Here is a 5223-nt window from a genome sequence, read left to right on the forward strand (position 1 = left end):
TGCCCAGGTTGTGCGCCAGCGAGACGACGGACAGCGCAATCGCCGCATCACCGGCCTTGGTGGTCACGTCGTCCACAAAGGATTTATCGAGCTTGAGCACGTCGATGGRCAGYCGCCGCAGGTAAGCCAGGGAAGAATAGCCTGTGCCGAAATCGTCAAGCGAAATGTGGATGCCCAGCTGTTTCAGCCGCTGCAGGGCCGACGCTGCCTTGTGCGGATCGCCCATCACCGTGCCTTCCGTGATCTCGATGCCGAGACAGGATGGCGGCAGCTCGTGGCGCCGCAGCGCGGCCTGCACCATGCGCACGGTGCTCTCTTCATCGAACTGCACGGCGGACAGGTTGACCGCAACCTTAAGGCAGCCATCGCCCGCGTCCTGCCATTTACGGACCTGGGCGCAGACCGTATCCAGCACCCATTCGCCGATCGGGCCAATCAGGCCGTACTGCTCCGCCAGCGGGATGAAACGCGCCGGCGGCACGGCGCGCAACACCGGATTGGTCCAGCGCAGCAGGGCTTCCGCCCCGCGCAGCTCGCCCGTGAACAGGCAGCATTGCGGCTGGTAATGCACGGTGAATTCGTTCCGCGCCAGCGCGCCGCGCAGTTGATCGGCAATGGCGAGGCGGGCATGGATTTCCGCATCCATGCTCTCTTCGTAGAAAGCGTAGCTGCCGCGCGCCGTTTCCTTGGCGCGCACCATGGCCGTGTCGCCATGCCGCACCAGCTCTTCCAGCTGGCCGCCATCGGCCGGCGCGACCGCGATGCCGATGCTGGCGGTCAGCGCAATATGGCGTCCCTCCACCGTCACGCCGTGCTGCAGGCCGCTGTGCAGTTGCTGGACCAGGGAAAGCGCTGTGCTGAATTGCGCATCGTCCAGCAGGATCAACAGGAACTCGTCGCCGCCCAGGCGCGCGGCGGTGGCGCCCTCGCCGGCCGATTGCGCCAGCAGCCGCGCCACGCCTTGCAGCACCTTGTCGCCCAAAGGACGGCCATGCGAATCATTGATGTTCTTGAACCAGTCGAGGTCCAGGCACATCACCACCACGCGCTGCTGCGGCGCGCGCTTGGCCAGCATCTGCTCGAAGCGCTGGCGCGCCATCAGGCGGTTCGGCAGGCCGGTGAGCGGGTCGTGATAGGACAGATAATCGATCATGTTCTGCCCTGCCTTGCGCTCGGTGATATCGGTCAGCACCAGCACGTAATTCTGGCGCCAGCCCGTGTCATCGCGTGCCAGCGACATGCTGAGCAAGCCGGGGCAGCGCTCGCCGTTCTTGCGCCGCGCCACCACCTCGCCCGACCACTGGCCCGTCGCCTTCAGCGATTCCGCCACCGCTTCCACCTGTGCGCTGTAGCTGTTATCGGCCTGCAGATCGCTCACCATCCAGCCGCGCACTTCTTCCTCCGTGTAGCCCAGGCTGCGCGTGAAGGCGGGATTGGTGTGCAGGATGAAGCCGTCGGCATCGGTGATGATGATGCCGTCCAGGGTGTTCTCGAAAGCCATGGCGGCCAGCTGTAAATCGGCGGTGCGCTCGGCCACGCGCAGCTCCAGCTCTGCGCGTTCCTCGGCCAGGGTGCGCTGCACGCGCGCCAGGCGCAGGTGCGTATTGCAGCGGGCCAGCACTTCCTCCGGCTGGAAGGGCTTGGAGATGAAGTCCACCGCGCCCAGTTTGAAGCCCTGCAGGCGTTCCGCCGTATCGCTTTCGGCGGACAGGAAGATCACGGGAATGGCGGCATGCGCCGGATCGGCCTTCAGGCGGCGGCACACTTCAAAGCCATCCAGCCCCGGCATGCGTACGTCGAGCAGGATCAGTTCCGGCGGCCGTGTTTGCACCGTCCACAAAGCCAGCTCGCCGTTTGGCGCCTGCCGCACTTCATGGCCGGCGCCACCCAGCACCTCGCTCAGCAAACGCAGGGACGCCGGATTATCTTCAACGACGAGGATTTCTCCTTTTTCCGGCTCACTCACAACGTCACCTCAAAATGCCAGCAGATCCGGTGCCTTGACGGGCAAGCGCATGCGGAAGCGTGTTTGTCCGGGCGCGCTGTCCACCGTGATGGCGCCGCCCAGCACATTGGTGACCAGGCTGTGCACGATGTGCAGGCCAAGTCCTCCCATCCCCGTCCCCATGCGGGTGGTGAAGAAGGGATCGAATACCCGCGCCAGGTCGTCGGCCGGGATGCCGCAGCCGTTGTCGCTGAAGTCGAGCAATACGTGGCCGCCGTCAGGCATGGCACGCACCGTGATGCTGCCGCCCTTGCCGCCAAACGCATGCAGCTCCGCGTTGCGGGTGAGCTGCATCAGGATTTGCGTCAGCGCGCGCGGATAGCTGTCCAGGTGCAGGCCGTCCGGCAGTTCCAGCACCAGGCGAATACCTGCCGCGGTCAGCGCGGGCTTCAGCGCCATCAGGGTTTCTTCGGTGCGTGCACGCAGGGTGAATTGCGCGCGGCGCTCGCTGGCCTGGTCCACCGCAACTTGTTTGAAGCCGTCGATCAGGTCGGCCGACTTGCGCAGATTACGCAGCAGCAGTTCCGCCGCCTGTCCCGTCTCGCCGCAGAATTCGACCAGTTCGGAACGGCGCACGCCCTCTTCCACCTTGCGGTTGAAGGCGCGCGCGCGGTCTTCCAGCGTGCTGGCGATCAGCACGCTATTGCCGATCGGCGTATTCAATTCATGGGCGATGCCCGCCACCAGTGCGCCCAGCGCTGCCATGCGTTCCGTGCGCGCCATCTCGGCGCGCGCCGAGTTCAGTTCGGCCAGGGCCTGCTTCAGCTGGTGATTGGCGGAGGCCAGTTCTTTCTGCGTGCGCGACAGGTGCATGTGCGCGCGGGTACGGGCCAGCACTTCTTCCGCGTGATAGGGTTTGCCGATGAAGTCCACCGCGCCGGCCTGGAAGCCCTGCACCTTGTGCTCCATATCGTGCTGGGCGGAGAGCAGGATGACGGGAACAGCGCACAGCACGGGATCGGCCTTCAGGCGGCGGCACACTTCGATGCCGTCGATACCGGGCATGTTCACGTCCAGCAGCACCAGCTCGGGCGCGCGGGTTTGCGCGCTCCACAGCGCCAGCTCGCCATCGGGCGCCTGGCGCACCGCATAGCCCGCGCTTTCCAGCAGCTCGCTCAGCAGGCGGAGCGAGGCCGGCGTGTCTTCCACCACCATGACTTCGCCGGGCGGCAGCGTGCCGTCCTGCGGTCCGCAAAGCCCATTATCGCTATCAAGTTGCTGCGTTCTGATCATCCGAAGATGATACCTAAATTGCAACGCTCTGCAACCATTTGTTAGCTACTTCAGCAGGATTTGACGACCTTACAGGGATTGCCGACGGCGATACTGTTGGGCGGGACATCCTTGCTGACCACACTGCCCGCGCCGATGGTGCAGTTATCACCGATGGTTACCCCCGGCAGCACGGTCACGTTGGCGCCGATCCAGACGTTATTGCCGATGGTGATGGGCAGCGAATATTCCAGCCCTTTGCGCCGCATGCCGGGATCGGTGGCGTGGCTGGCGGCCGACAGCACGGTATTCGGGCCGAACATGACATCGTCGCCGATCGTCACCAGCGCGCAGTCCAGGATCACCAGATTGTGGTTGGCAAAGCAGTTTTTGCCGATCTTGAGGTTGTAGCCGAAGTCGCAGAAAAACGGCGGTTCGAAGTAGGCGTCGGTCGGCGCACCGAACAAGCGTTCCAGTATTGCGGCGCGTTCCTCCGGCGCGGCACGGTTGTGTTCCGCGCAGATGGCCTTGGCCTGCAGATGCGCGGGCCAGATGGACGGATCGCGCGGTTTGTATTCGATCTTATTTTTCATGATGCGCGCCTTGCAGATGATCGCAGGCGATGGCGGTACTCAGGAAGATCCGCCCGTTCAGTGTAGGCAGCAGCTCGCTGTGCCGCAAGCGGTCCATGACCGGGCCTTTTACTTCGGCCAGGTGCAGGCCGATATCGCGCCTTTTCAGGCTGAGATTCAGCTCGCCCAGCGCGAACAGCGCCGTGGTGTCGATCGAGCTGACGGCGGACATCACCAGCACCAGGTTGCGCGTGCCTGGATGGCTGCGCAACTCATCTTCAATGCGCTCGCTCACCGCTTCCACATTGCCGAAGAAGAGATTGGCGTCCACGCGCAGCATCAGCATGTCGGCCAGCGTCTCGGCGGAAAAGCGCTCCACGTTGCGGAAATGCTCGGTGCCCGGAATACGGCCCAGCACCGCGATATGCGGACGGCTGGCACGCCAGATCAGGGTGCCCATGGACAGCGCCACGCCAATCATCACGCCCGCTTCCACGCCAAACGCCAGCACGCCGGCGCCGGTCGCAACCCAGGCCAGCGCATCGCCCCGGTCGTAGCGCCAGGAGGTGCGCAAGGTGTCGAGTTCCAGCATCCCCAGCACGGCGACAATAATGGTCGCGGCCAGGACGGGCAGCGGCAGCAGCGCCAGCCAGCCGGTCGGCGCGATCAGGGCCAGCGCCAGCAGTGCCGCGGTGACCACGCTGGCCAGCGGCGTTTGCGCCCCCGCCGCGAAATTGACCGCGGTGCGCGACATYGATCCCGTCACCGGAAACGCACCGGACACCATGCTCGCCACATTCGCAGCACCCAGGCCGATCAGCTCATAATTGCTGACCAGTTTCTCGTTGCGCTTCAATGCCAGCGCCTGCGCGGCCGACATCGAAATCAGGAACACGACAAAGCCAATCAGCAGCCCCGGTTGCAGCAGCACGCGCCAGTGTGCGGGCGAGGTGGCCAGATTCAGCTGCGGCAGGCCGGACGGCACGGCCCCGGTGGTCTTCACGCCCATCGCTTCCAGTCCCAGCAGCGGCACCAGGGCAGTACCCAGCAAGACCACGAACATCGGCGCCAGCCGTGCCGCGATATCGGCGCTGGACGGTTTCATGCCGCACAGGCGCAGCAGCGGCGCCAGATGGCTGCGCGCCACCACCAGCAGCGCCAGCGCGCCGACGCCCAGCGCGGCGCTCGGCAGGTGGAAATGGGGGAAGTCCGCGCCCAGCAGCGGCTTGACCTGGCCCAGTGCGATCACAATGGCCGAGCCGACGGTAAAGCCGCTCATCACCGGACGGGAAAAGAAATTGGCGAGAAAGCCCATGCGCAACAAGCCGCACAGCAGCAGCACCAGGCCAGCGATCAGGGCCAGCTGCCCGGCCAGGACCTGATACAAGCCCGAGCCGGCCGGCGCCAGCGGCGAGATCACGGCCGCCGTCATCA

General features: G+C 65.2%; 4 protein-coding genes. All 4 read right to left on the reverse strand.

Annotation, left to right across the window (positions count from 1 at the left end; all coding sequences use genetic code 11):
- The coding region (locus AB4Z11_RS22040) for an EAL domain-containing response regulator (protein ID WP_442027682.1) at positions 1-1966 on the reverse strand (1966 nt) is incomplete at its 3' end.
- A 9-nt stretch (positions 1967-1975) separates the two neighbouring features.
- Positions 1976-3238 carry a sensor histidine kinase gene (locus AB4Z11_RS22045; protein WP_442027683.1) on the reverse strand — a complete coding sequence of 421 codons (1263 nt, stop codon included), beginning with the start codon at positions 3236-3238 and terminating at the stop codon, positions 1976-1978.
- Between the two features lie 50 nt (positions 3239-3288).
- Positions 3289-3810, reverse strand: a complete 522-nt coding sequence (locus tag AB4Z11_RS22050; RefSeq protein WP_442027685.1) for a sugar O-acetyltransferase — start codon at positions 3808-3810, stop codon at positions 3289-3291.
- Entirely contained in the window at positions 3800-5221 is a 1422-nt protein-coding gene (locus AB4Z11_RS22055; RefSeq protein WP_442027686.1) for a SulP family inorganic anion transporter, read from the reverse strand. Before AB4Z11_RS22055 ends, AB4Z11_RS22050 begins: the two co-directional genes overlap by 11 nt.
- Between the last annotated feature and the right edge of the window lie 2 nt (positions 5222-5223).

Origin of the sequence: Pseudoduganella sp. RAF53_2 (assembly GCF_052113985.1) — a bacterium.
In the GTDB taxonomy this organism is placed as follows: Bacteria; Pseudomonadota; Gammaproteobacteria; order Burkholderiales; family Burkholderiaceae_D; genus Rugamonas.